This is a genomic window from Streptomyces sp. NPDC001204 (assembly GCF_053598035.1).
In genome coordinates, this window is the sequence record NZ_JBSFJL010000010.1 from 81,795 (window position 1) to 107,860 (window position 26,066).

Sequence of the window (26,066 nt, forward strand, 5' to 3'; positions counted from 1 at the left end):
ACCACTTCCGTGCGAGTTCCGTACGAGACTGTCCCGCCACTTCTCACCTTGCGCGCACGCCCGCGGCCGCGCCAGAGCCGAAAGGCCCGCTCCGGGGCCGCGCCTGAGCCGGTGGCCGGACGGCGGCCGGGGCCGGGGTTCACGGGGCGAGCGAGAAGTAGTTCTCCTCCTCCTGCGCGAAGTGCAGGCGCAGCACCGTGTGCAGGCCGTAGAGGCACGCGAGCAGGTCCTCGGACTGCTCGGGTGCCAGGGTGCCCTCGGTGTCGGCCAGCGTGAGGTGCGTGGCGACGCGCCGCGAGAGCCGTTCGATCTCGGCGTGGGCCCGGCTCATGGTGGCGGTCGCCTCGGGGCCGCCGAGTGCGGGCATCAGCGCCGGGTAGAGCTGGTGTTCTTCGGCGTACTCGTGGGGCAGCAGCCGTTCGGTGAGCAGCCGGTGCACCTCGCGCACCGACGCCAGGGCGTCCGGGCCGGGGCGTTCGGCGAGCCGGGCCGCGGCCGAGCGCACCGCCTCCAGGACGTCCTGAAGGTCGTCGTGCTCGGCGGCGAAGCGCTCGATGAGGGCCTGAGTGGAGGGTTCGAGCGCCGGCTGGGCCGCCCGGTCCGTGCGCAGGGCGCGCAGCGCGTTGAGGATCACCACGACGTCGATCCCCTCCTGGAGCAGGGCGCCCACCGCGGGCGGCAGCAGCCCGAAGGCGGCCGCGGCCATGGCGGCCAGGGACATCAGCATGCCCCCGAGGGCGCTCTGCACCGCGATGCGCCGTGCGCGCACCGCGACCGCGGCCGCGTCGGCCAGCCGGTCCAGGCGGTCGGTGGTCAGGACGATGTCGGCAGCCTCGGAGGAGGCGGTGGATCCGCGTGCGCCCATCGCCACACCGACGTCCGCGGCGGCGAGCGCCGGTGCGTCGTTGACGCCGTCCCCCACCATCACGGTGACCGCGCGCTCCTGCTCCGCGCGGACCGCGGCCACCTTGCCGGCCGGGGAGAGTTCGGCGCGCACGCCGTCGAGTCCGAGGACGGCGGCGGCCTCACGGGCGGGCTCGGGCCGGTCCCCGGTGAGCATGACGATCCGTTCGATGCCCGCAGTGCGCAGCCGGCGCAGCGTCCGTGGGGCGTCGTGCCGCACCGGGTCGCGCAGGAGCACGGCACCGACGGGCCGGCCCTCGACCGTGAGCCAGGCCACCGCGGCGCCGTCCAGCATCGCCCGGTTCTCGACCGCCCGGGCCCACGCGGGAGCCTCCGTACCCGCGGGCAGCCGGCCGATGGTCGCCCCGCGCTCGCCGACGACGCCGGAGATCCCCCGGCCGGCCTCCTCCGACACCTCCAGCGCCACGCCCGGGTCCAGTCCGCGCTCGTGCGCCGCGTCGACGATGGCCCGCGCCAGGACGTGCGGCGAGTACTGGTCGAGGGTCGCCGCCAGGTGCAGTACGTCTGCGGGCTTCCAGCCGGGCGCCGCGGTCACGTCGACCACGCGCGGCCGGCCGCCGGTGAGCGTGCCGGTCTTGTCGAGCAGCAGCGTACGTGCCCGCCCCAGGTTCTCCAGGGCGCCGCCGTCACGGACCACCACGCCGAGCCGGGAGGCCCGGGACAGGCCGGAGACGATCGCGACCGGAGCGGCGAGCAGCAGGGGGCACGGCGTGGCGACCACGAGGACCGCCACCGCCCGCACCGCGGACCCGCTGAGCAGCCAGGCCAGTCCGGCGGTCGCCACGGACAGCGGCAGGAACCAGGCCGCGTAGCGGTCGGCCAGGCGGACCAAGGGGGCCGTCTCCGCGCCCGCCTGCCGGGCCAGCCGCACGATCTCGGCGTACGTGCTGTCCTGATCGGTCGCCGCGGCCCGCAGCTCGAAGGCGTCGCCCGCGTTGACCACACCGCTGCGCACCTCCTGACCCCGCGCACGCTCGACGGGCGTGGCCTCCCCGGTGAGCACCGACTCGTCGAGCACGGCCAGGGCGTCCACCACCCTGCCGTCCACGGGGACGACCTCGCCCGGGCCCACCACCAGCAGGTCGCCGACGCCGACCTCGGAGAGCGGCACCGTGCGAACGACGGTCCCGGTACGGCGGCGGGCCGTGCGCGGCGCGTGCTCCAGCAGGGCGACCAGGTCGTGGGAGGCACGTCGCTCGGCCGCGGCCTCCAGGGTGCGGCCCGTGGCGAGCATCAGCGCGATGAGCGCGCCGGCGAGGAACTCGCCGACCGCCAGGGTGCCGCCGAGCGCCAGTACCGCGATCAGGTCCACGCCCGTACGGCCCTGGCGGAGCGCGGCCACGACCCAGCCCAGTGCGGGCACGACGGCGGCGACGGTGCCGAGCCCCCAGCACACGTCGGCCAGCCCGGTGTTCCCGGCCAGCCAGGAGACGCCTCCGGCGATCAGGGCCGAGGCGGTGACGGCCAGGAGCACGGGCTGGAACTCGGCGGTGGTCGGGGTCAGTGCCCTGGCCAGGCGGCGCAGCGACCTGCCTGCGGTGCCGCGGCTCCCGGCCGGAGCGCTCACGGGAGCCGCCGCGCGAGGCTCGGCAGCGAGGCGGGGCGGCGGGGGAGCACCGTGGCCGCCCACGCGGTGAGGCGGGCGGGTCCGGCGACGGCTCCCGTCATGGCGTACCTCCTGTTGCGGACGCAGGCCGGACGCCACGTCCCGGCCGCGCGCGGTCCCGTACGTCGGTCCCTCCCAGTCTCCGCCCGGCCGGCAGCCGGAGCCAGGGCCGAACGGCACTGTCCGGGGCCCCTCCGGGCCCTGCCGCGCCGAGCTCCGGGCCATGGGGCGGGCGCCGCCCCCGCCGACGTCGGCCGGTGCGCCGCGCCGCCCGCGGACACACGCGAGGGCGGGCCTAGTCCAAGGCCCGCCCTCGTCCGATCGGTCGGATCGTCGCCTACTTGACGACGGTGACCCGGTCGGCTGCGGTCGGCGCGTACGGCGCGGCGGCCGAGGTGTTCCCCGTCAGGTAGTCGACCAGGGCGGCCAGGTCGTCGCTGCCGACGAGCTGGTCGGTGCCCTTGGCGAACTCGGTGAAGCCGTCACCGCCGTCGGCCAGGAAGGAGTTCATGGCGACGCGGTAGGTGGCGCTGGGGTCGATCGCCTTGCCGTCCAGCCTGATGGAGTCCTCGACGACGCGGTCGGCGCCCGTCTTGGTCAGGTCCAGGGTGTAGGTGAGGCCGGAGGAGATCTGAAGGTACTTCGGGGCGGCGGCGTTGCTGCCGCTGACCTGCTGCTTCAGTACGGTGATCAGCTGCGCGCCGGTCAGGTTCTTGAGGTTGACCGTGTTGCTGAAGGGCTGCACCGCGAAGCCCTCGCCGAAGGTCACCACGCCGTCGCCCTCCTTGCCGGAGGCGGCGTAGACCAGGTCGGCACGGATGCCGCCCGGGTTCATCAGCGCCACGACGGCACGGCTGTCCAGGGACTTGGCGTGCGCCAGCTGCGCGTCCGCGATCAGGTCGCCCAGGGGCGACTCGACGGCACCGCTGCGGGTGACGTCCTTGGTGATGTACCCGACCGGCTTGTTGGCGACCGGCGCGGCCAGGGTCTGCCAGTAGTCGAGCAGCTGCGTCAGGTCGGCCGCCTTGGACTGGGTCCGGTCGACGACGCGGTTGGAGCCCTTGACCGTGGCGCGGACGATGTCCTCGGTGCGCGGGTCGTACTTCATGTTCAGCTCGGTGAAGAGCCGGCCGTAGGAGGCGGCGCTCGTCACCAGACGGGGGTGGCCCGCCGGGTCCGGGATGGAGCAGACGTACGCGTTGTGGGTGTGGCCGGTGACGAGGGCGTCGACCTCCGGCGCGACCTTCTTGGCGATGTCCACGATGGGACCGCTCAGCCCGGTGCTGCCGCCCGCGTCGCAGTCGTAGTTGTACGCCGAGGAAGCCGGGAACCCGCCCTCGTGGACGAGCGCGACGATCGCGTGGACGCCCTGCTGCTGGAGTTCCTTGGTGTACTTGTTGATCGTCTCGGCCTCGTCGAGGAACTTCAGTCCCTTGACGCCCGCGGCCGTGACGACGTCTGGGGTGCCCTTGAGGGTGACGCCGATGAAGCCGACCTTCGCGCCCTTGACGTTCTGGACGACGTACGGCTTGAGAAGCGGCTTGCCGGTCTTCTCGTTGATCACGTTGGCCGACAGGATCGGGTAGTCGGCGCCCTTGAACTTGCGCCCCTTGTCGTAACAGCCGTCGACCGGGTGGCAGCCGCCGTTCTGGAGGCGGAGCAGCTCGTCCTTGCCCTCGTCGAACTCGTGGTTGCCCACGCCCGTGACGTCCAGGCCGAGCTTGTTCATCGCCTCGACGGTCGGCTCGTCGTGGAAGAGGCCGGACAGCAGCGGGCTGGCGCCGACTATGTCGCCGGCGGCGACGGTCAGCGACCGGTCGTGGCCCTTGCGCGCGGTGCGCAGGCTGCTCGCCAGGTACTCCACGCCGCCGGCGTCGATGTCCTTCGTGGTGCCGTCGGCCTGCCGCTCGGTGACCCGGCCGGAGGATCCGGCCGGCGGCTCCAGGTTGCCGTGGAAGTCGTTGATGGCAAGGAGCTGGAGGTCCTTCAAGGGGGCCGAGTTGGCGTCGGAGCCGGCCTGCGCGGGGTTGGCCGCGACGAGGGCGCCGGCGGTGGCCAGCGTGGCGGCCGCGGCGAGAGCCGCGACGAGGGCTCTTCGCGGAGCCGGGCGGCGGGAGTGGGTAGGCGACATGGTGCCTTCCTGATGTGACTGGAAAAAGAGTGGGGGCAGCAGGCCGCAGCCTAGAGTCAACGCGCGTAGTTGTCAGGAACTTCGTGGTTACGGTGAGGTTTCCATCTGGCGGACGTTTGCAGTTCAGGGCGATTTTGAGTGATTCGCACGGATGCCGGAGGCGGATCGTCGCGGTAAGGCCACGGTGAGGAATCCGTGAGAAGTCGTCTCCCGGCCAGGGGGCGCGACGACGCCCTCGGGGGCGGCCCGCCCGGCCCGTGTCGCACCCCCGGGATGTCCGGCTTCCAGGCGGTTCGGCCGGTTGGGCGGTCCGTCCCGGGCCGTGGTGCCGTGTTGACGCGACGCGCCGGACGCCCTCACCCCGCCGTCCCGGGAGCGGCCGCCGGCGACTACCGTCCGCAGGGGACATGAACCGACTCGTCCCCTGTGGGCTGATGGAGAGCGATACGCATGATTCCTGAGGCGGTGACCGAACTGTCGGCCGGGCAACTCGCCGAGCCGACCCTCGGTCGTCTGCTGTCCTCGTGGCAGGCCGACGTCCCGGCGCTGGCCGTGGTGGCCGTCCTGGCCGGACTGTACGGCTGGGGCGTGCTGCGGCTGCGCAGACGCGGCAGGAGCTGGCCGCCCGCCCGTACCGCCGCCTTCGCGCTGCTCGGACTGGGCACGCTGGTGGTGGCCACGATGTCGGCGCTGGCCGTGTACGACCACGTCCTGTTCTGGCCCGCCGCCGTGCAGAACATCCTGCTCGACCTGGTCGCGCCCCTCGGCCTGGCTCTCGGCGACCCGCTGCGGCTCGCCGTGGAGGCGCTGCCGGAGGGCAGGGCGGAGCGGGTCCGCAGGGCGATGGCCGGGCGGCTGGTGCGGGTGCTCACCTTTCCCCTGGTCAGTACGGCCCTCGTGCTCGCCAGCGAGCTCGTCGTGTACTTCACGCCGTACTTCGCCACCGCGCTGCGCGTCGGCTGGCTGCACGAGCTGATGTACCTGCATCTGCTCACCGCGGGCTGTCTGTTCGTCGTCCCGGTGCTCACCCACGAGCGGGCGCTGCCGTCCTGGTGCACCCATCCGGTGCGGGCCGCGCTGGTGTTCCTGGACGGCATCGTCGACGCGGTGCCGGGCGTCGTGGTGATGACCCACGGGACGCTGATCGCGGGGGCCTGGTACCAGTACCACGCGCCCTCCTGGGCCACGGACGTCCACCACGACCAGCAGATCGGCGGCGGCGCGATGCTCAGCATCGCCGAACTGGTCGCGCTCCCCTTCATCCTGGCGATCCTGGTGCAGTGGGCGCGCGCCGAACGCGTCCAGAACGCCGCCCTCGACCGCCGCCTCGACCAGGAACTCGCCCGCGTCGCCGTACCGTCCCGGCAAGCAGGCGAACAGGTGCCGGCGTCCGCGCCCGCGCTCGTCCGCCCCTGGTGGGAGACCGAGCAGAACGAGGTGGCCGACAGGATCAGGCGGCAGCGCGGCACCGGCTGACCCCGTTCCACCCGCCGAGGAGTCCGCGGCCCCGGTCCTCCGCCGAGGGGCGGGGCCTACGCCTCGGCCAGGGCGGCCACGGCGCCCGTGGCGAGCAGGACCGCGCGTCGTGTCACCGCGTCGAAGTCGTCGCCCGATTCCAGGGCCGTCGTCGCAGCGTTCACCAGGCCTTGCAGCAGGCGTGCCGTGCGGTGCGGGTCGTCGTCGCCCAGCTCGGCCAGTGTGGTGATCAGGGGTTCGAGGATCCGCGCATGCGCCTCGGCCGCACCCTCTCTCAGGACGGCCGCGTCACGGTCGCCCGCCAGGGCCTGGGCGATCCGGTGCTCCCCGTCCCGTACCAGGATCAGCTGCGCGCGCACATAGGCCGCCACGCGTTCGACGGGCGTACGTGCCTCGGCCATCTCCTCCCGGATGCGGACCGTCCAGCGGGGCGTCGCCTCGCGCACGACCTCCGCCAGCAGTTCGCCGCGGTCGGCGAAGTACTTGTAGACGCTGTTGCGCGCCAGCCCCGTACGTGCCGCCACCGCTGCGAAGGTGACCGCCGAGGCGTCGCCCTCCTGGAGCAGTTGCCGTGCGGCGGCGACCAGTGCCCTGCGCTGCTGGGCCCGGTGGTCGGCGACGGAGGCGGCACGGATCTTGGGCACGCAGGCCAGTGTAGAAGCCCTGACGGACACCGCGGACACCCCCACTTGGGGACACTGCGTCGCCATCATCTATCTTGGCGACATCATGTCCCTAAGATTGCCCGGAAGGCATGCCCCGTGTACTTGGCCCTGCTTGAACTGAAGGCGGCCCGTGGCCGCTTTCTCCTCATGGGTAGCGTCGTGGTCCTGGTCGCCGCGCTCGTCGGCGTCGTCACCGGTTTCACCACCGGACTCGGCGACGACACGATCTCCGCGCTGCGCAGGCTCCCCGCCACCCACCTCGCTTTCGCCCGTGGTGCCGACTCCGACCAGTTCGCCCGCAGTCTGGTCGGCCGTGCCGACCTGGACGGCTGGCGCGCCCGGGAGGGCGTCGACGCCACCCCGCTGGGCGTCTCCATCGCCCGCGGCACCACGGACCGCAAGGTCGAGGTCGACTTCGCCGCCTTCGGCGTCGAACCCGGCTCCTTCCTCGACCCCGGTACCACCTCCGGCGCCGGCCTCTCGGCCGGCTCCCCGTCCGGCATCGTCGTCTCGCGGCAACTGGTCAAGGACGGCGTGCGCGTCGGCGACACCCTCAACGTCGACCGCCTGGGCATCGGCCTGAAGGTCACCGGAACCACGGGCCGCTCCTCCTACGGCCACGTGCCCGTCGCCTATCTGCCCGTAGAGACCTGGCAGCGGATCCGGTTCGCCACACCCGGTGCCCGGATCTCCACCGCCGAACCACCGCAGCAGTACAGCGCCGTCGCTGTGAAGGCCGGCCCGGATGCGGACCTGGCCGCCGCCGACCGGGCGCTGGGCACCCGCACGCTCGCTGTGGCGGACGCCTACGCCGCCGCGCCCGGCTACACGGGCGAGCGCGTGACCATGACCTCCATCCAGGCGTTCCTGTACGCCATCGCCCCGCTCGTCGTCGGCGCCTTCTTCGCCGTATGGACCGTGCAACGGCGGCCCGAACTGGCGCTGCTGCGCGCCATGGGCGCCTCCCGGCTCCGGCTGCTGGGCCACACCCTCGCCCAGGCCGCGGTCGTCGTCGGCGCCGGCACGGCGATCGGGGCGGCGCTCGCCGCCGGTCTGGGACTGCTGGTCGGCACCGAGGTGCCGTTCAGCCTCCCCGGTGCCTCCCTCACCGCCACCATGGCCACCGTCGGGCTCGTCGGGCTCGCCGGTACCGCCGTCACGCTCCGCAAAGTCACCACCGTCGACCCGATGACCATGCTGGGAGCCGGCCGATGAGCCTCGAACTGCGCGATGTCACCGTGACCTTGGGCCGCGGAGAGTCCCGTACCACCGCCCTGCGCGACCTGACCGCCGCCTTCGCGCCCGCGGCCCTGACCGCACTGGTCGGCCCGTCCGGGTCGGGCAAGTCCACGCTGCTCGCGGTCGCAGGGGCGCTGCTGCGGCCCGACTCGGGGCAGGTGCTGCTGGGTGGCAGCGACTTGGCCCGGCTGACCTCGGCCGAACAGGCCCGCCTGCGCCGCGACCGCGTCGGCTACGTGTTCCAGAGCGGCAACCTGATCAGCGGCCTCACCGCGCTCGAACAGATGCTCGCCGCCGCGTCCGTCGCCGGCCGCTCACGGCGCGCCGTCCGGGCACGCGCCGAGGAACTGCTCGCGGAAGTCGGCCTGGCGCACCGGCTGCGGCATCGCGCCGACGAGCTGTCCGGCGGGGAGCGGCAGCGCATCGCGATCGCCCGCGCCCTTCTGCTCGAACCGGAACTGCTGCTCGTCGACGAACCCACGGCCGCGGTCGACCGTGAACGAGCGGCCGGCATCGTCGCCCTGCTCGCCGAGACGACGCACCGGTACGGCTGTGTCACCGTGGTCGCCACCCACGACCCGGTGGTGGAGGAGGCGGCAGACCGCATCGTCGACATGGCCGCCCTGCGGGCCGGCTCTCGGTCGGCGGCCTGAGAAGCCGCCGCTGACCACCGTGTCACCAGCCCCTTCAGGATCCGGGGCGCCGACCCGGCTTCCGGCGGACGGGGCCGGGCCCTTCGCACACGGTGGGAGCGGTCACCCGGAGCGGACGCCCGCGCCGCTGCCGTTGGATTGGACCCGCGGCAGCGCCCGCGGACGGCCCGGCGCCGCCGCGCCGTCCGGACCACGTCTCGGACGGCGGTCCGGACGGAGCTGTGCCCCGGCGGGACGCCGACACCGCCGTCACCGCGGCCGGCAGCCGGCCCGCGCGGCATGGTGGTCGAGCAGGATTTCGGCGATGACGTGCCGGGCGACGCGGGCCATGAAGGGGTTGCTGTCGCGGTAGTACGACAGTTCCACGAGCGCGACCGACAGGGCCCAGCCGCGTCCCCGTGCCCACGTCGCGTCGTCCACGTTCACGGCGGTGCGGAAGAGCGGCCGTGCGGTGTCCGGCACCACGTACCACGCCGCGAGGAGATCGACGGCGGGGTCCCCCAGACCGAGGCAGCCGAAGTCGATCACCGCGCACAGCCGGTCCCCGGCCAGCAGCATGTTCCCGGGTTGCAGATCGGCGTGGATCCACACCGGCGGCCCGTCCGGATCCGGTGCCCGCAGTGCCTCGTCCCAGGCGGCCTCGGCCGCGTCCGGGTCGACGGCGCCCCGCACCGCGGCGATGGCCTCGCGGGTCGCGGCGTCCCGCGCGGCCAGGGGTTCGGCGCGGTAGGAGGGCGGTCCGTCCGCGGGATCGATCCGGTGCAGCGCGGTGACGAACCGCGCCAGGTCCGTCGCCAGCCGGCGCGGTTCGGCGACGGCGCCGGCGGCCGGGATCTCCCCGTCGATCCACCGGTAGACGGACCAGGGCCAAGGGCAGCCCTCGTCCGGCGCGCCCATGCCCAGCGGTGCGGGCACGGCGAGCGGCAGCGACGGCGCGAGCCGGGGCAGCCAGGTGTGCTCCTTCTCGACGTCCCCGGCGGCCCCGGCGGTGCGGGGCAGCCGTACGACCATGTCCTCGCCGAGCCGGTACATGACGTTGGAGGTGCCGGCGGAGCCGACCCGCCGGACGGGAAGCCCGGCCCACCGCGGGAACTGAGCGGCGATCAGCCGCCGTACGAGTGAGTCGTCGAAGTCCGGCTGATCCCGGCACAGGGTGTCGGCACACATGGGCAGCCATCGAACGAGGTGTCCCGTGGTCCGGTCAACTCTTTTCGCCCGGCGGCCCGGACCCGTCCCGGAGCCGTGCCCGTCCGCGGGAGCCGAATGGCGAGGGCCATTCGGCGGGGAGACGATGAGAGCGCGGGGCTCGGCCCCCGCCGGTACCGTGCGCCTCGCGCGGGGACGGAGACCGGCCCCGGCCGCAGGGATCAACGGCAAGGGAGATCACCGTCATGCTGGAAGTGAAGACGGTCGAGAAGCCGGACGAGCGGCGCGACTTCCCACGGGGCCACCTCGAAGCCGTCCACCTCACGGGACTCGACTTCGCCGTGGCCACCTTCGAACCGGGCTGGCGCTGGTCCGAGTCGGTCGGCCCGATCGCCGGGACGCGCAGCTGCCTGGTCCACCACAACAGCTATGTCGTACAGGGCCGCATGCACCTGGCCATGGACGACGGCGGCGAGGCCGAGGTGGGTCCGGGCGACGCCTTCGTCTGCTCGCCCGGACACGACGCCTGGGTCGTGGGCGACGAGCAGGTCGTGCTGTACGACTTCGCGGGGCCCATGGCACAGCGGTACGCGAAGCCGGGCGGGGTGTAGACGCCGGGACGGACAGGACATGGCCGGACGGCGTCACTCACCGCTCACCAGCACCACCTCCAGGGTGCGCGGCCCGTGCACGCCCTCCACCCGGTCCAGTTCGATGTCACTGGTGGCGGAGGGGCCGGAGATCCAGGTCAGCGGCCGGGCCGGGTCGAGGCGCTCCAGTGCCTGCGGCACGGAGGAGACGACCTGGCCCGGGACGCGCACCACACAGATGTGGTGGTCGGGGACGAGCGTGATCCGGCGCCGGCCCTGGTCGGGGGATCCGTCCAGGACGAGGGTGCCGGTCTCGGCGACGGCGACAGCGCAGCCGGTGACGACGCTGTCGACGCGGTCGAGTTCGTGCGGGGTGCTGTCCGGCCGGTCCGCGACCAGGGTGACCTCGATGGCGGTCAGCCAGCCCTGCTCCAGTCCGGGCGGCACCAGGACGGTGTTCGAGCCCCGTTCGCCGAGCAGGTGGGCGATCAGCCGGGGCAGCTCCTCCGCGTCGCAGCGGTGCACGATCGCCCGGTAGTCGGTGAGGTTCTCGGCGAGCAGGTCCACCGTCTCCCCGGTGCTCCGGTCACCGTGCTGCCGCAGATAGTCGCGGGAGACCTCCCGCTCGTACCGGGGGTGCCTCCCGGGCCGTCCGGGCACTGGTGGGGGAGCGTCGTCCGGCGGCACGTCCGCAAGGGCGCGCCGCACCCGGCCCAGGATCCGGTCCCTGCTGCTCACTTCGCGTCCTTTCCGCCGGGTCCGCCGTGCGTGCGCTGCCACCAGTCGCGGAACGGCTCCGCCGGCACCGGCGGCAGATCGCGGGTGCCGGTCCAGGTCCGGCCGGGGCCGGGCAGGGTGCGGGGGTGGAAGCGGCGGGTGCGGGAGGCGAGCCGCTGGCCCCCGCGCAGCGCACCGGGGCGGGTCAGGGCCCAGCGGGCCGCGCGCATGGCCGCGCGCTCGGCGGCGTGCCCCTTGGCCGGTTTGAGGAGCACCTTGTTGCCCGCGCGCGTGGCCGGGCCCCCCTCGACGACACGTTCGCGCAGGTGGACCAGCACCTCGGGGATGTCGATGGCCACCGGGCACACCTCGTAGCAGGCGCCGCACAGTGAGGACGCGTACGGCAGGGAGGCGTCGATCTCGCTTGCCGTGCCGCGCAGTTGGGGGCTGAGGATGGCGCCGATCGGGCCGGGGTAGACCGAGCCGTAGGCGTGCCCGCCGGCCCGCTCGTAGACCGGGCAGACGTTCAGGCAGGCCGAGCAGCGGATGCAGCGCAGGGCCTGGCGGCCGACCTCGTCGGCGAGGGTGTCGGTGCGGCCGTTGTCCAGCAGCACCAGGTGGAACGTCCCGGGCCCGTCGCCGTCGGCGGTGCCGGTCCACATGGACGTGTACGGGTTCATCCGCTCGGCCGTCGAGGAGCGGGGGAGCGTCTGGAGGAAGACTTCCAGGTCGCGCCAGGTGGGCACGATCTTCTCGATGCCGACGACCGAGATCAGCGTCTCGGGCAGGGTCAGGCACATCCGCCCGTTCCCCTCGGACTCCACCACCACCAGCGTGCCCGTCTCGGCGACGACGAAGTTGGCTCCGGAGATGCCGACCTTGGCGCGCAGGAACTTCTCCCGCAGGTGCAGCCGCGCGGCCTCGGCGAGTTCGGCGGGCGTATCGGTGAGGCCCTCGGGGGCCGGGCGGCCCCACCGGCTCATCTCGGAGCGGAAGATGTCCCGGATCTCGCCGCGGTTGCGGTGGATCGCGGGCACGAGGATGTGCGAGGGCCGGTCGTGGCCCAACTGCACGATCAGCTCGGCGAGATCGGTCTCGTAGGCCCGGATGCCCTCGGCCTCGAGGGCCTCGTTGAGGCCGATCTCCTGGGTGGCCATCGACTTGACCTTGACGACCTCGCTCTCGCCCGTGGCCTTGACCAGTCCGGCCACGATCCGGTTGGCCTCGTCGGCGTCGGCGGCCCAGTGGACGGTGCCGCCCGCCGCGGTGACCGCCTCCTCCACCCGCACCAGATACCAGTCCAGATGACGCAGGGTGTGGTCCTTGATCTGCCGTCCCGCCGCACGCAGCGCCGCCCAGTCCGGCATCTCCGCCACGGCCGCGGCCCGCTTGGCGCGGATGGTGTGGGTGGCGTGGCGCAGATTGCCGCGCAGGGTGGTGTCGCGCACGGCGTCGTGCGCGGCCCGGGGGAACGCCGGGAACGCCGGGGAGCCGGGCATTCCCACGAACGTCGCGCTCATGCCGCCTCCTCCTCCGTGCCGGCCAGGATCTCCGCAATGTGCACCGGCCGCATGCGTGTCCCGAGGCGGGTCATCGTGCCGCCGATGTGCATCAGGCACGAGTTGTCGCCCGCGCACAGCACCTCCGCGCCCGTCGACTCGGCGTTGCGCACCTTGTCGGCGCCCATCGCCGCCGAGACGTCGGGGTTCTTCACCGCGAAGGTGCCGCCGAAACCGCAGCACTCCTCGGCCCCCGGCAGCTCCAGCAGCTCCAGCCCCTTCACCGCGCGCAGCAGCCGCAGCGGACGGTCGCCCAGGCCCAGGCTGCGCAGCCCGTGGCAGGTCGGGTGATAGGTCACCGTGTGCGGGTAGTACGCGCCCACGTCCGTCACCCCGAGCACGTCCACCAGGAACTCCGTCAGTTCGTACGTCCTGGGCACCACCGGGGCCAGGGTGTCCGCGAGGCCGCCCCCGCGCCCCTCGGCCCGTGCCCGCGCGCCCATGCGCGGATACAGCTCCCGCACCATCGCACCGCAGGAACCGGACGGGGTCACGATCGCCTCGTAGTCCCGGAAGACATCGGCGAAACGCCGGGCCAGCGGCTCGGCCTCGCGCCGGTACCCGGTGTTGTAGTGCGCCTGTCCGCAGCAGGTCTGGGCCATCGGGAAGTCCACCTCCACGCCCAGCCTGGTCAGGAGTCTCACCACCGCGCGCCCGGTGTCCGGATAGAGCGTGTCGTTGACGCAGGTCAGGAACAGAGCGACACGCATCGCGGCTCCTCGTGGTCGGTCAGCGGACGAGTGATGGGGGCACCTCCCACACGCAGTTCAGCGTAGTGGGGGAGCAGTCGGGCGAGGGGCCCGACGGGAGTCTCCGTTTCCGGCGTGGCGAGGACCGCGGACTCCCGGCCCGGCGAAGCGGCGGCTCACGGCGTGACGGCGGTGAGCCGGTCCTCGGCCGCGCGCCAGGCCGCCGCGTCGCCGCCCGGCTCGTACCGCACGAGCGGCTGTGTCCGGGCGAGCAGGGTCCGCATCCCGGCCCGGTCGCCGACGAGTCCGTGCGTCCGGGCCTGCACCAGGACGTTGCCGAGGGCCGCCGCCTCGGCCGGCCCGGCGACCACGGGCAGCCCGCAGGCGTCGGCGGTCAGCCGGCACAGCAGGGCGTTGCGGGCGCCCCCGCCCACGATGTGCACGACGTCGACGGGCCGGTCGGCCAGCCGCCGCGCCTCGGCGACCGCCCGGCGGTGGGCGAGGGCGAGGGAGTCGAGGACGCAGCGGGCGAACTCGGCGGGGGAGCGGGGCACCGGCTGACCGGAGGCCCGGCAGGCCGCCGCGATCCGCTCCGGCATCCGGCCCGGCGCGAGGAAGGCGGCGTCGCCCGCGTCCACGACCGACCGGAGCGCGGGCACCTCGGCAGCCTCTCGCAGCAGCTCGCCCAGGTCCGGGTCGCCCCAGGCCCGTACGCACTCCTGGAGCAGCCACAGCCCCATGATGTTGCGCAAGTAGCGGACCGTGCCGTCGAGCCCGAGCTCGTTGGTGAAGTTGGCGGCGCGGCTGTCCTCGGTGAGCACCGGCGCGTCCAGCTCCAGGCCGGCCAGCGACCAGGTGCCCGTGCAGATGTACGCGAAGCGTTCCCCGCCGGCGGGCACGGCGGGCACGGCGGCCACGGCGGACGCCGTGTCGTGCGAGGCGACGGTCGTCACCGGCACGGGCCCGCTCAGCCCGGTCTCCCGCAGCACCTCGGGCCGCAGCACGCCCGCCGGATCCCCGGGCCGGCGCAGCGGCGCGAACAGGTCCAGGTCGATGCCCAGCCGGGCCGCGACCTCGTACGACCAGTCGTGGGTGCGCGGGTCGACGAGCTGGGTGGTCGAGGCGTTGGTGAGTTCGGTGCCCTGCTCGCCCGTGAGCCAGTACGTCAGCAGGTCGGGGAGCAGCAGCAGACGTCGTGCGGTGGCGAGTTGGGGAGAGGAGCGGGCCGCCGCCAGCTGGTACAGGGTGTTGAAGGGCGCGTACTGGATGCCGGTCGCCGCGTACAGCTCGGCGGCCGGCATCGACGCCCAGACCTTCCGCGCCACGCCCTCGGTGCGCGCGTCGCGGTAATGGACGGGATTGCCGAGCAGGGCGCCGTCCGCGTCGAGCAGGCCGTAGTCCACGGCCCAGCCGTCGATGCCGATGGAATCCACCCGGCCCGCCGCCCGCAGCCCGTCCAGCACCCCGGCGTAGAGGCTGAGCGCGTCCCAGCGCAGACCCTCGGGAAGCCGCACCGGCCGGTTGGGGAAGCGGTGCGCCTCGGTCAGCTCCAACCGGTCGCGGCCGACCCGGCCGACCATGACCCGGCCGCTGGACGCGCCGAGGTCGACGGCGGCGTACGCCTTCACGCCCGGGCTCATCGCAGGAAGGCGGCCGCGACGCCGGCGTCGACCGGGACGTGCAGCCCCGTGGTGTGGGTCAGCTCCCCGCCGGTCAGCGCGAAGACGGCGTTCGCGACGTGCTCGGGCAGCACCTCCCGCTTCAGCAGCGTCCGCTGGGCGTAGAACTCGCCGAGCTTCTCCTCCGGCACTCCGTACACGGCGGCCCGCTGCGCGCCCCAGCCACCCGCGAAGATCCCGGAGCCGCGTACGACCCCGTCCGGGTTGACCCCGTTGACCCGGATCCCGTGTTCACCCAACTCGGCTGCCAGCAGCCGCACTTGATGCGCCTGGTCGGCCTTGGCGGCCGAGTAGGCGATGTTCTTGGGCCCGGCGAACACGGCGTTCTTGGAAGCGATGCAGACGATGTCGCCGCCCAGTCCCTGCGCGATCATCACCCGCGCCGCTTCCCGCGAGACCAGGAACGACCCGCGCGCCATGATGTCGTGCTGGAGGTCCCAGTCCTCGGCCGAGGTCTCCAGCAACGGCTTGGAGACCGAGATGCCGGCGTTGTTGACGACCAGGTCCACCCCGCCGAAGGCGAGCAGCGCCGCCTCGAAGGCACCCGCGATCTGCTCCTCGTCCGTCACGTCCACCGTCACGGCGACCGCCTTGTCGGGTCCGCCCAGTTCCTCGGCGACGGCGGCGGCGTTGCGAGCGTTCAGGTCGGCGACCACGACGCACGCGCCTTCGTCGACGAGCCGCCGCGCGATCGCCCTGCCGATGCCGCTGCCCGCGCCGGTGACGAGTGCGACGCGTGTCGCGAGGGGCTTCGGCGCGGGCATCCGCCGGAGTTTGGCCTCCTCGAGCGCCCAGTACTCGATTCGGAACTTCTCCGACTCCTCGATCGGCGCGTAAGCCGACACGGCCTCCGCGCCGCGCATGACGTTGACGGCGTTGACGTAGAACTCGCCCGCCACCCGGGCCGTCTGCTTGTCCTTGCCGAAGGAGAACATGCCGACGCCCGGCACGAGCACGATGGCCGGGTCCGCGCCGCGCATCGCGGGGGAGTCGGGCAGGGCGTGCCTCCGGTAGTAGGCGGTGTACTCCTCGCGGTACTCGGCATGCAGCTCCTTCAGCCGGGCGATCGCCTGCGCCGGCGGAGCCGTCGGCGGCAGGTCGAGCACGAGGGGCCGGATCTTGGTCCGCAGGAAGTGGTCGGGACAGGAGGTGCCGAGCGCGGCGAGCCGCGGATGCCGGGCACGGGAGAGGAAGTCGAGCACGACGCGCGCATCGCTGAAGTGCCCGACCTGGGCCCTGTCCCGCGAGGCGATCGCGCGCACGTGGGGCGCCAGGGCGGCGGCCCGTTCCTTCCGCTCGTCCTCGGGCAGCGCCTCGTAGCCCGCGACGACCGCCCCGAACGGCTCGGGCTTCCCGCGTTCGGCGAGGAAGTCCCGGGCGGTGCGGATGATGTGCAGCGAGTTGCGCTCGCATTCCTCGGAGTCCGCGCCCCACGCGGTGATCCCGTGTCCGCCGAGCACACAGCCGATCGCCCGCGGATTGGCTTCCCTGACCGCCGCGATGTCCAGCCCCAGCTGGAACCCGGGCCGCCGCCACGGCACCCACACCACACGGTCCCCGAAGCACTCGGCGGTCAGCTTCTCCCCGTCGGCGGCACAGGCGAGGGCGATACCGGAGTCGGGGTGCAGATGGTCCACGTGCGGGGCGCCGACCAGCCCGTGCATGGCGGTGTCGATGGAGGGAGCCGCACCTCCCCTGCCGTGCAGGCAGTAGTCGAACGCGGCGACCATCTCGTCCTCGCGCTCGACACCCGGATAGACGTCCTTCAGCGCGCGCAGCCGGTCCAGCCGCAGCACGGCGAGCCCGGCCCCGGTGAGTGTCCCGAGGTCGCCCCCGGACCCCTTCACCCACATCAGCTCGACGTCGGCGCCGGTGACGGGATCGGTGCCGGTGCCCTTCGCGGACGCGTTGCCGCCCGCGTAGTTGGTGTTACGGGGATCGGCGCCGAGCCGATGCGACCGGGCGAGAAGGGCGGTGGCTTCGGGGTGAAGTGACATACGGGGTTCCCTTCAGGAGAGGGGAGTGCAGGGCAAGGAGGCGTATTCGGCGGACGATTCCCGGAACTACGCCCCCCACCCGGCCGGCCGGCCCCCCACCCGATCGGCGACGATCTTCTCCGCCCACCCCGACCGGCGATACGCCGCAAGAGGCTCGGGGTCCAGTCCCATCTCCTCCCGCACCTCGCGCAGCAACGGCCGCACGTCCGTGTTGTAGGCGTCCATCAACACGGCGTTGGCCTCGAGCACATCCCCGGAGTCCTGTGCGGCGGACAACGCGGTCCGGTCCACCAGCAACGCCTTGGCCGTCGCCTCCTGAACGTTCGTCACGGACCGGATGATCGCCGGGATCTTCGCCTCGACGTTGTGGCACTGGTCGAGCATGAACGCGACCTCGGACGTGAACCCGCCCCCGCGCACCACCTCGTACATGATCCGGAACAGCTGGAAGGGATCGGCCGCGCCCGCCATCAGGTCGTCGTCGGCGTAGAACCGGGAGTTGAAGTCGAACCCGCCGAGCCTCTCCTCCCGCAGCAGGGCGGCGACGATGAACTCGATGTTCGTGCCCGGGGCGTGGTGCCCGGTGTCCACCACGACCCGCGCCTTCGGTCCCAGCTTCAGGCAGTATGCGTACGCCGTTCCCCAGTCCGGGACGTCCGTGGTGTAGAAGGCCGGCTCGAAGAGCTTGTACTCCAGCAGCATCCGCTGCCCCTCGCCGAGCCGCTCGTACACCTCGGCCAGCCCCTGAGCCAGCCGGTCCTGCCGTCCCCGCACGTCGTCCTGGCCGGGGTAGTTCGTGCCGTCGGCGAACCAGAGCTTCAGATCGCTCGATCCGGTGGCGTCCATGATGTCGACGCACTCCAGCAGGTGGTCGACCGCCTTGCGCCGCACCGCCGCGTCCGGATGGCAGACGCTGCCGAGCTTGTAGTCGTCGTCCTGGAAGGTGTTGGAGTTGATCGCGCCCAGCTTCAGACCGCGGTCCCCGGCGTGCCGGGCGAGCGCCGCGTAGTCGTCGACCCTGTCCCACGGGATGTGCAGCGCGACGGCCGGCGCGACGCCGGTGACGGCGTGCACCTGGGCCGCGTCGTCCACCTTCTCCCACGGCGTACGCGGCACGCCCGCCTGCGCGAACACCTTGAAGCGGGTCCCCGAGTTCCCGTACGCCCACGACGGCGTCTCGACGGCCTGGGTCTTGAGGGCGGCCTTCACCGCGGCGAGCTCGGTCACTTCAGGGCTCCTGTGACGTCGGGTCGAAAGTCTGCTGACAGGCCTTGGCGGGTATCTGGACAGCCTCTCGTGAAACGATTCAGGAGTGGAAGCTATGAGTCGCCGACGGGGGTGTCAACCCTTCGGGTGCGGGCGGCCCTCCGTAATCCCATTGGTCCTCGATCCCGTGATGTTTTCGATCCGCACCCATTGACGTGCCGTCGGCTCCTTGCCTAACGTCCCGGCAACCGAGTTGAAACCTTTCACGACGCGGGGCGGCCCTTCCGCCGGCGTCGTCGAGGAGCCCCCATGACTCACCCGTCCGACACGGGTCCGGCCCCGGTGCTGGCGCTCAGGGACATCTCGAAGTCCTTCGGTGCGGTGCGTGCCCTCAGGAACGTGTCCCTGGAGCTGCTTCCGGGAGAGGTGCACGCCCTCGCCGGGGAGAACGGCGCGGGCAAGTCGACCCTCATCAAAACCCTGGCCGGGGTGCACCGGCCCGACGCCGGCCAGGTGCTGCTCGACGGCGAGCCCGTCGTCTTCCACGGCCCGGGCGACGCCCGCGACGCCGGCATCGCCGTCATCCACCAGGAACCGACGCTCTTCCCCGACCTGTCGATCGCCGAGAACATCTTCATGGGCCGCGGGCCCCGGCGGGCCCTGGGCCGTCTCGACCACAAGGCCACCCACGTGGCCACCCGCGCCCTGATGGGACGCCTCGGCGTCGACCTCGACCCCGACCGTCCCGCACGCGGACTGTCCATCGCCGACCAGCAGATCGTGGAGATCGCCAAGGCGCTCTCCTTCGACGCCCGCGTCCTGATCATGGACGAGCCGACCGCGGCCCTGACCGGCAGTGAGGTCGCCCGCCTCTTCGACGTCGTGCGCGCCCTGCGCGACCAGGGCGCCGCGGTGCTGTTCGTCTCGCACCGTCTGGAGGAGATCTTCGAGATCTGCCGGCGGGTGACGACCCTGCGCGACGGCGTCCGGATCGCCGTCGAGCCGCTGGACGGCATGACCGAGGACGCCCTCGTGCGGCGGATGGTCGGCCGCGACCTCGACGCGCTCTACCCCAAGCAGGACGTGGCACCGGGCGAAGTCGCGCTCACCGTGCGCCGGCTGACCCGAGAGGGCGTCTTCACCGATGTCTCCTTCGACGTGCGGCGCGGCGAGATCGTGGGCCTCGCCGGACTGGTCGGCGCCGGGCGCACGGAGGTCGCCCGCGCCGTCTTCGGCATCGACCGCTGGGACGCCGGCGAGGTCGAGGTCGACGGACGCCGGCTCACCAACGGCGCCCCGTCCACCGCGATGGCCGCCGGGCTGGCCCTGGTCCCCGAGGACCGGCGCGCCCAGGGCCTGGTGATGAACATGTCCATCGAGCGCAACATCGGCCTCACCGGACTCCGTACGACGGTGAGGGCCGGCCTGATGGACCGCGGCGCGGAACGCAGCCGCTCCCTGGACTGGGCCGTCAGGCTCCGGGTCAAGTACGCCCGGATCGCCGACACCGTCTCCACGCTCTCCGGCGGCAACCAGCAGAAGGTCGTCCTCGCCAAGTGGCTCGCCACCGGTCCCAAGGTGCTCATCGTCGACGAGCCGACCCGCGGCATCGACGTCGGCACCAAGGCCGAGGTGCACCGGCTGCTCGGTCAACTGGCCGCCGACGGGGTCGCCGTCCTGATGATCTCCTCCGACCTGCCCGAGATCCTCGGCATGGCCGACCGGGTGCTCGTGATGCACGAGGGCCGGCTGACCGCCGAGATCCCCCGCTCCGACGCCACCGAGGAAGCCGTGATGGCCGCAGCCACGGGGAGGGCCGCGTGACCGCGACCGCCCCCAAGCCCGCCTCCGCCGCCGAGGCGCACCGATCCAGTGGCACCCGGCTGGTCGACCGCGTGTTCAGGATGCGCGAACTCGCCATCCTGGTCGTCCTCCTGGCGCTGATCGCCGTCGCCCAGGCGGGCAACAGCGCGTTCCTGTCCGAGCAGGGCGTCAAGGACCTGCTGCTGAACGCGACCATCCTGGTGCTGGTCGCCACCGGCCAGTCCCTGGTCGTCATCACCCGCAACGTCGACCTGTCGGTCGGCTCCACGCTCGGCATCAGCGCCTTCGCCGTCGGTACCTGGCTGCAGGGCGGCGGCAACCCCGTGGTGGCGGTGATCCTGGCGGTGCTCCTCGGTACCGGCTTCGGCCTGCTGAACGGGCTCCTCGTCAGCCTCGGCCAGGTGCCCGCGCTCGTCGTCACCCTCGGCACGCTCTACATCATCCGCGGTGTCGATTCCGTCTGGGTCGGCTCCCGCCAGATCACCGCGGCCGACCTGCCCGGCGGTTTCGTCGACTTCGGCTCCGGCGGGATCGGGACGGTGCCGTACCCGGCGCTGATCGCCCTCGCCGTCCTGGTGGCGGCGGCGTACTACCTCAAGCACTACGGCAGCGGCCGCGAGCTGTACGCGCTCGGCTCCAATCCGGAGGCCGCCCGGCTCGCCGGCATCCCGGTGCGCAAGCGCGTCCTGGCCGCCTACACCTTCTGCGGCGGCCTCGCCGGTCTGGCCGGGGCGATGTACCTGGCCCGGTTCGGCAACGTCGACTCCGGCACCGGCAGCGGATACGAACTCACCGTCGTCAGCGCGGTCGTGGTCGGCGGCGTGGTCTTCACCGGCGGCTCCGGCAGCGTGTACGGCGCGGCCCTCGGCACTCTGCTGCTGACCTCCGTCAACAGTGTGCTGCCCGCCCTCGGCGTCAGCTCCGTCTGGGTGCTGGCGATCAACGGTCTGCTGCTCCTGCTCGCCATCGCGGTCGACCGCGTCGTCGCGCTGCGCGTGGCGTCGGCCCTGAAGAAGAGGAACGCCCGCCATGGCTGACTTCGACCTCTCGCGTGCCGTGCGCTGGGACACCGTCGTCGGTGCCCTGCTCGTCGTGGTCCTGCTGTTCTCCTTCGGCTTCGTCGACGGCTTCGGCAACGCCCTCAACCTGTCGTTCCTGATCGGCAACACCCTGCCGATCGCGCTGATCGCCCTGCCGATGACCCTCCTCGTGGTCTCCGGTGAGATCGACCTGTCGGTGGCCTCCACCGCGGGTCTGTCCGGCGCGGTGATGGGCGCCCTGTGGAACCAGGGCATGGCGATCGAGACGATCATCCCGCTGTGTCTGCTGCTCGGCGCGGTGTGCGGCCTGGTCAACGGCCTGCTGGTGACCAGGCTCGGACTGCCGTCCCTCGCGGTGACCATCGGCACGCTCGCCGCCTACCGGGGCATCGCACAGATCGTGCTGGGTTCCGACGCGGTGACCGACTTCCCCACCCCGTACCTGGACTTCGCGGCCGGACGGGTCGGGAACACCTTCCTGCCGCAGGCGTTCCTGCCGTTCCTGCTCCTGCTGGCCATCGCCGTGGTCACCCTGCACGCCACCCCCTTCGGACGATCGCTGTTCGCGATCGGCGCCGGCGAGGAGGCGGCCCGGTTCGCCGGCGTCCGGGTCAAGCGCGACAAGCTGGTCCTGTTCGTCGCCACCGGCTTCATGTCCGCCCTGACCGGCGTCTTCTGGGCCCTGCACTACGCCAGCGCCCGCTACGACAACGCCACCGGGCTGGAACTCTCCGTCGTCGCCGCGGTGTTGCTCGGCGGCATCGACTTCGACGGCGGGAAGGGCACACTCGGCGGCGCCGTCGCCGGTGTCCTCCTGCTGGGCGCGTCGCAGAACGTGATGAGCCTGCTGAACGTCTCCGCCCAGTCGCAGATCGTCGTCACCGGCGCGCTGCTCGTCGTCTCCGTCCTCGGCCCGCGGGTCGCACGCCAGATCTCCGTCGCCAGGGACCGGCGCCGAGCCTCTCCGGCGCCCGAGTCGCAGGCGTCCACGCCGACTTCGTAAACCGCTCCGCCCACCTCGCCACCCTCGTAAAGGACGTTCACCATGCGCAAGCCGACGATCCGCCGCACCTGCGCGGCCCTCGCCGCCGCGACCTCACTCGCCCTGGCCGCCACCGCCTGCGGCGGCACCACCAAGAACGACGTGGGCAAGGACGGCGGCGCGGCCGCCTCCTCGGCCGGCGAGGCCGACCCGAACGCCCCGGCCAAGAAGGGCCTGACCGTCGGCTTCCTGCCCAAGCAGGTCAACAACCCCTACTTCACCTCCGCCGACAACGGCGGCAGGAAGGCCCTGGAGGAACTGGGCGAGAAGTACAAGGAGGTCGGACCGTCCAGCGCCACCGACACCTCCGGCCAGGTCTCCTACGTCAACACCCTCACCCAGCAGCAGGTCGACGCGATGGCCGTGTCCGCGCAGGACCCGGGCGCCCTGTGCACCGCGCTGAAGCAGGCCATGAGGAACGGCATCAAGGTCGTCACCTACGACTCCGACACCAAGCCCGACTGCCGCAACGCCTTCGTCTCACAGGCGTCCGCCGAGGACCTCGGCCGCACCGAGGTGCAACTGCTCGCGCGGCAGATCGGCTACAAGGGCGAGATCGCGATCCTGTCCGCCGCGCAGACCGCGGCGAACCAGAACACCTGGATCGACTACATGAAGCGGGAGCTGGAGGATCCCAAGTACAAGGACGTCAGGCTGGTCAAGATCGCCTACGGCAACGACGACGCGCAGGCGTCCTTCCAGCAGACCCAGGGTCTGCTCCAGCAGTACCCGAACCTGAAGGGGATCATCTCCCCGACCACCGTCGGCATCAAGGCCGCCGCCCAGTACCTGTCCGGCTCCAAGTACAAGGGCAAGGTCAGGCTGACCGGCCTCGGCACCCCCAACGACATGCGCAAGTACGTCAAGAACGGCACCGTCGAGGCCTTCGAGCTGTGGGACCCGGCCAAGCTCGGCGAGCTGGCCGCGTACACCGCGGTCGCCCTCTCCTCCGGGCAGATCACCGGCAAGGAGGGCGAGACCTTCAAGGCCGGCGCCATGGGGTCGTACACGATCGGCGAGGACGGTCTGATCAACCTCGGCAAGCCGACCGTCTTCGACGCGAAGAACATCGACCAGTTCGACTTCTAGTGCCCCGACAGGCAACGTTCGCCCCGTCGCGACGCCCGGCACGCACTCTCGCCGCACCGCCCGAAAGCCCAAGTACATCCAGTACGAGGACTTCCGGCCGGCACGCCGAGAGCACGCACCGGACGCCGCTCCTTTACGGGCAAACGTTGCCTGCCGCGGCACTAGCCTCCGGGCGGCACCCGCCCGGAGGAGGGGATGAAACCCCCGCAACGAGGTCCTCCCCCTTGCCCGACCCGCATCCGGCCCCCCTCCGACCCGCTCGGACGCGCGGGGCCATGACGGTAATGTGAAGGCTCGCCCGCCGCCCCCCGCATCCCTGGAGGTTTCCGCCCGATGGCCCCATCGGTGGGTATCAAGGACGTCGCACGCGCCGCCGGTGTCTCCGTGGGCACGGTCTCGAACGTCATCAACCGTCCGGAGACCGTCGCCACCGAGACCCGGGTCCGGGTGCAGTCCGCGATCGACCGGCTCGGCTACGTCCGCAGCGAGTCCGCGCGCCAGCTGCGCGCGGGCCGCAGCCGGATCATGGGGCTGCTCGTCCTCGACATGGGCAACCCCTTCTTCGTGGACGTCGCCCGGGGCGCCGAACGGGCGGCCCGCGCGGCCGGGCTCGGCGTGATGGTCTGCAACAGCGCGCAGAGTCCCGGGGAGGAGGCCGAGTACCTGTCTCTCTTCGCCGAACAGCGGGTGCGCGGCGTCCTGCTCACCCCGGCCGACGCCACCGGCCGCAACATCGCCGCCTTCCGCCGCCACGGCATCCCCTTCGTACTGGTCGACCGGGTCGCCGAGGGCGCCACCGAGTGCTCGGTCTCCGTGGACGACGTGGCGGGCGGCGCGCTGGCGGTACGGCACCTGGTGGACGCGGGGCACCGCTCCCTCGCGTACGTCAGCGGCCCGCCCGGCCTGAACCAGGTCCGCGACCGCCGTACCGGCGCCCTGAACACGCTCGCCGAGGCCGGTCTCGGCCCCGACGCGCTGCGCGAGTTGCCCACCGAGCGTCTCGACGTGGCCGCCGGACGGGACGCGGGCGCCCGCCTCCTCGGCCTCGCCGACCGGCCCACGGCCGTCTTCTGCGCCAACGACCTGCTCGCCCTCGGCGTGCTGCAGGCCATGTACGCGGCCGGGGTCCGTGTCCCCGACGACCTCGCCATCGTCGGCTACGACGACATCGAGTTCGCCGCCGCCGCGGCCGTGCCGCTCACTTCGGTCCGCCAGCCCGCGGTCACCATGGGCGCCCTGGCGGCGGAGCTGCTGCTGGAGGAGACCGAGGCGCCGGGAGCGCCGGCGGTGCACGAGCACCGGCGGGTGGTGCTCCAGCCGGAGCTGGTGGTGCGCAGCTCCAGCCTGCCCGGGCGCCCACCTGCCGCCCAGTGACTCGTTCACCGCGTGTGCAGTACGAATTCCTGATCCCCGTGGTCAGGCGGCGGAGGAACATGTGCTGAACTGGGACGCGGCCGTAAACCCTCCGTCCCGGGAGAACCCTTGACCGTCAGCTACCGCCACCCCGGCGTCGTCCTCACCGACCGCACCTTCACCGTGCCGCTCGACCACGACGACCCGTCCGGGGAGACGATCGAGCTCTACGCACGTGAGGCCGTCGCACGGGACAAGGCCGGCCGGGACCTCCCGTGGCTGGTCTACCTCCAGGGCGGTCCCGGCTTCGGGGCGAACCGTTTCATCGGACGGCAGGCCTGGTTGGGCCGGGCCCTGGAGGACTACCGGGTCCTGCTCCTCGACCAGCGCGGCACCGGCCACTCCACGCCCGCCAACCGCCAGACCCTGCCGCTGCGCGGCGGCCCGGCCGAACAGGCCGACTACCTCACGCACTTCCGCGCCGACTCGATCGTCCGCGACTGCGAGGCGATCCGTCCCGGGGTGACCGGCGGCGCGCCCTGGACCGTCCTCGGGCAGAGCTTCGGCGGCTTCTGCACCGTGAACTACCTGTCGACGCACCCCGAGGGCATGGCCGCCGCCCTGATCACCGGCGGCCTGCCCTCCCTCGACGCCCACGCCGACGACGTCTACCGGGCCGCCTACCCGCGCATCGAGCGCAAGGTCGCCGCCCACTACGCCCGCTACCCGCAGGACGTCGACCGCGCCCGCCGCATCGCCGACCACCTGCTCACCCACGACGTGGTGCTCCCGAACGGCTACCGGCTGACCGTCGAGGCCTTCCAGTCGCTCGGCATCATGCTCGGCGGCGGCGACGGCAGCCACCGCCTGCACTTCCTCCTCGAGCACGCCTTCGTCCGCACCCCGAACGGCCTGGAACTGTCCGACGCCTTCCAGGAGGAGGCGCAGGGCCTTCTGTCGTACGCCGGCCACCCGCTGTACGCCCTCGTCCACGAGGCGATCTACGGCCAGGACACCCGCCCCACCGCCTGGTCCGCCGAGCGGGTGCGCGCGGAGTTCCCTCAGTTCGACGCCGCCAAGGCTCTCGCCGGGGACGGGCCGGTGCTGTTCACCGGCGAGACCGTGCACCCCTGGATGTTCGACTGCGATCCGGCGCTGCGCCCGCTGCGCGAGACCGCCGGCCTGCTCGCCGCCCGCACCGACTGGCGGCCCCTGTACGACCCCGCCCGCCTGGCCGCCAACGAGGTCCCGGTCGCCGCGGCCGTGTACCACGACGACATGTACGTCGACACCGCCCACGCCCTCGGCACCGCCCGCGCGATCCGAGGCCTGCGCACCTGGGTCACCGACGAGTTCGAGCACGACGGCGTCCGGGCCGGCGGACCCCGCGTCCTGGACCGGCTGCTCGGGCTCGTCCGCGGCGACGTGTGACGTGACATCG

20 protein-coding genes are annotated in these 26,066 nt (G+C 72.7%); 10 read left to right on the plus strand and 10 right to left on the minus strand.

Annotated features, from left to right (window positions below):
• Positions 1-139: 139 nt before the first annotated feature.
• A complete protein-coding gene (locus tag ACWC91_RS16470) occupies positions 140-2,449 on the minus strand; it encodes a heavy metal translocating P-type ATPase (protein WP_450644753.1) in 2,310 nt (769 codons plus the stop codon).
• 418 nt (positions 2,450-2,867) lie between these two features.
• On the minus strand, positions 2,868-4,661 hold the full coding sequence (locus tag ACWC91_RS16475) for a bifunctional metallophosphatase/5'-nucleotidase (protein ID WP_450641666.1): 1,794 nt from the start codon (positions 4,659-4,661) through the stop codon (positions 2,868-2,870).
• Positions 4,662-5,111: 450 nt separating this feature from the next.
• On the opposite strand from ACWC91_RS16475, the gene ACWC91_RS16480 reads away from it, so the two are divergent.
• Complete coding sequence (locus ACWC91_RS16480) at positions 5,112-6,137, plus strand: cytochrome c oxidase assembly protein (protein WP_450641664.1); 1,026 nt, start codon at positions 5,112-5,114, stop codon at positions 6,135-6,137.
• Between the two features lie 56 nt (positions 6,138-6,193).
• On the opposite strand, the gene ACWC91_RS16485 is transcribed toward ACWC91_RS16480, so the two are convergent.
• Entirely contained in the window at positions 6,194-6,781 is a 588-nt protein-coding gene (locus ACWC91_RS16485) for a TetR/AcrR family transcriptional regulator (protein ID WP_225076699.1), read from the minus strand.
• Between the two features lie 117 nt (positions 6,782-6,898).
• On the opposite strand from ACWC91_RS16485, the gene ACWC91_RS16490 reads away from it, so the two are divergent.
• Complete coding sequence (locus ACWC91_RS16490) at positions 6,899-8,017, plus strand: FtsX-like permease family protein (protein ID WP_450641663.1); 1,119 nt, start codon at positions 6,899-6,901, stop codon at positions 8,015-8,017.
• On the plus strand, positions 8,014-8,694 hold the full coding sequence (locus ACWC91_RS16495; RefSeq protein ID WP_450641662.1) for an ABC transporter ATP-binding protein: 681 nt from the start codon (positions 8,014-8,016) through the stop codon (positions 8,692-8,694). Before ACWC91_RS16490 ends, ACWC91_RS16495 begins: the two co-directional genes overlap by 4 nt.
• Positions 8,695-8,943: 249 nt before the next feature.
• Here the strand turns inward: ACWC91_RS16495 and ACWC91_RS16500 are convergent, their stop codons facing one another.
• Entirely contained in the window at positions 8,944-9,861 is a 918-nt protein-coding gene (locus tag ACWC91_RS16500; protein ID WP_450641661.1) for an aminoglycoside phosphotransferase family protein, read from the minus strand.
• A 224-nt stretch (positions 9,862-10,085) separates the two neighbouring features.
• On the opposite strand from ACWC91_RS16500, the gene ACWC91_RS16505 reads away from it, so the two are divergent.
• Positions 10,086-10,451, plus strand: a complete 366-nt coding sequence (locus ACWC91_RS16505) for a cupin domain-containing protein (RefSeq protein WP_141355574.1) — start codon at positions 10,086-10,088, stop codon at positions 10,449-10,451.
• 33 nt (positions 10,452-10,484) lie between these two features.
• Here the strand turns inward: ACWC91_RS16505 and ACWC91_RS16510 are convergent, their stop codons facing one another.
• From ACWC91_RS16510 to rhaI, 6 genes are all read right to left on the minus strand, one after another.
• Positions 10,485-11,168, minus strand: a complete 684-nt coding sequence (locus ACWC91_RS16510) for a LutC/YkgG family protein (RefSeq protein WP_376500363.1) — start codon at positions 11,166-11,168, stop codon at positions 10,485-10,487.
• Positions 11,165-12,667, minus strand: coding sequence for a lactate utilization protein B (locus ACWC91_RS16515; RefSeq protein ID WP_450641659.1), 1,503 nt, complete (start codon positions 12,665-12,667; stop codon positions 11,165-11,167). The genes ACWC91_RS16510 and ACWC91_RS16515 overlap by 4 nt, the downstream gene beginning before the upstream one ends.
• On the minus strand, positions 12,664-13,416 hold the full coding sequence (locus ACWC91_RS16520; RefSeq protein WP_225076692.1) for a (Fe-S)-binding protein: 753 nt from the start codon (positions 13,414-13,416) through the stop codon (positions 12,664-12,666). Before ACWC91_RS16520 ends, ACWC91_RS16515 begins: the two co-directional genes overlap by 4 nt.
• 155 nt (positions 13,417-13,571) lie before the next feature.
• A complete protein-coding gene (locus ACWC91_RS16525) occupies positions 13,572-15,035 on the minus strand; it encodes a rhamnulokinase (protein WP_450641657.1) in 1,464 nt (487 codons plus the stop codon).
• Complete coding sequence (locus ACWC91_RS16530; protein WP_376500366.1) at positions 15,032-17,071, minus strand: bifunctional aldolase/short-chain dehydrogenase; 2,040 nt, start codon at positions 17,069-17,071, stop codon at positions 15,032-15,034. The genes ACWC91_RS16525 and ACWC91_RS16530 overlap by 4 nt, the downstream gene beginning before the upstream one ends.
• 66 nt (positions 17,072-17,137) lie before the next feature.
• Positions 17,138-18,298 carry an L-rhamnose isomerase gene (gene rhaI / locus ACWC91_RS16535; protein ID WP_450641655.1) on the minus strand — a complete coding sequence of 387 codons (1,161 nt, stop codon included), beginning with the start codon at positions 18,296-18,298 and terminating at the stop codon, positions 17,138-17,140.
• Between the two features lie 288 nt (positions 18,299-18,586).
• Here rhaI and ACWC91_RS16540 point away from each other — a divergent pair, with 288 nt between their 5' ends.
• From ACWC91_RS16540 to ACWC91_RS16565, 6 genes are all read left to right on the plus strand, one after another.
• Positions 18,587-20,101: a sugar ABC transporter ATP-binding protein gene (locus ACWC91_RS16540; RefSeq protein WP_450641654.1), complete on the plus strand. Its 1,515-nt coding sequence runs from the start codon at positions 18,587-18,589 to the stop codon at positions 20,099-20,101.
• Positions 20,098-21,138, plus strand: a complete 1,041-nt coding sequence (locus tag ACWC91_RS16545; RefSeq protein ID WP_450641652.1) for an ABC transporter permease — start codon at positions 20,098-20,100, stop codon at positions 21,136-21,138. The genes ACWC91_RS16540 and ACWC91_RS16545 overlap by 4 nt, the downstream gene beginning before the upstream one ends.
• Positions 21,131-22,144, plus strand: a complete 1,014-nt coding sequence (locus tag ACWC91_RS16550) for an ABC transporter permease (protein WP_450641650.1) — start codon at positions 21,131-21,133, stop codon at positions 22,142-22,144. Before ACWC91_RS16545 ends, ACWC91_RS16550 begins: the two co-directional genes overlap by 8 nt.
• 42 nt (positions 22,145-22,186) lie before the next feature.
• Complete coding sequence (gene rhaS, locus ACWC91_RS16555) at positions 22,187-23,272, plus strand: rhamnose ABC transporter substrate-binding protein (protein ID WP_450641649.1); 1,086 nt, start codon at positions 22,187-22,189, stop codon at positions 23,270-23,272.
• 333 nt (positions 23,273-23,605) lie between these two features.
• Entirely contained in the window at positions 23,606-24,646 is a 1,041-nt protein-coding gene (locus tag ACWC91_RS16560; RefSeq protein ID WP_225076684.1) for a LacI family DNA-binding transcriptional regulator, read from the plus strand.
• A 108-nt stretch (positions 24,647-24,754) separates the two neighbouring features.
• Positions 24,755-26,056: an alpha/beta fold hydrolase gene (locus tag ACWC91_RS16565; RefSeq protein WP_450641647.1), complete on the plus strand. Its 1,302-nt coding sequence runs from the start codon at positions 24,755-24,757 to the stop codon at positions 26,054-26,056.
• The last annotated feature ends 10 nt before the right edge of the window (positions 26,057-26,066 follow it).